Annotated in this window: 1 protein-coding gene; it reads right to left on the bottom strand. The window is 76.5% G+C overall.

What is annotated here, in order from left to right; all coding sequences use genetic code 11:
• Window positions 1–451: hypothetical protein (locus tag GJV82_RS19700; protein WP_196217322.1), on the bottom strand; the 451-nt coding region annotated here is incomplete at both ends.

Consider the following 451-nt stretch of genomic DNA (forward strand, 5'->3'; position numbering starts at 1 on the left):
CGCCGTACGTGCACGACCCGAGCTGCACCGGCGCGGCCGGGCGACCCTGCGCCGCCCGCCGCAGCGCGTCGCCGCCGCCCAGCGGCTGCGTGACGAGCCCGGACGCGGTCGCGACCACCACGTTGCTCGACGCCCGCGACGGCTGCTGCAGCCGTGCCTGGTCGCCACCCTCGAGCGCGACGGTCTTCCCGCCCGGCAGCACGAGCTGGGACGCCGACCGGTCCAGCACGACGGGCTTCTCGCCGACCGCCGTCACCTCGACCTCCGCGCCCTTGCCCACGGGCAACGTCGACGACGACGGCTCGCCGTCGACGACGCCGCGCGAGGACGTCTTCACGGTCCACAGCGTCCCGGTCGAGGGCACGGCGACGAACACGGTCCCGTCCTGGGAGACGGCGACGGCCCCGGCGCCCTCGACCTCGGCGGTGGGCTCGAGCTCCTCGGCGTCGAA

Source organism: Cellulosimicrobium composti (assembly GCF_009711085.1).
Classification (GTDB): Bacteria; Actinomycetota; Actinomycetes; order Actinomycetales; family Cellulomonadaceae; genus Cellulosimicrobium; species Cellulosimicrobium composti.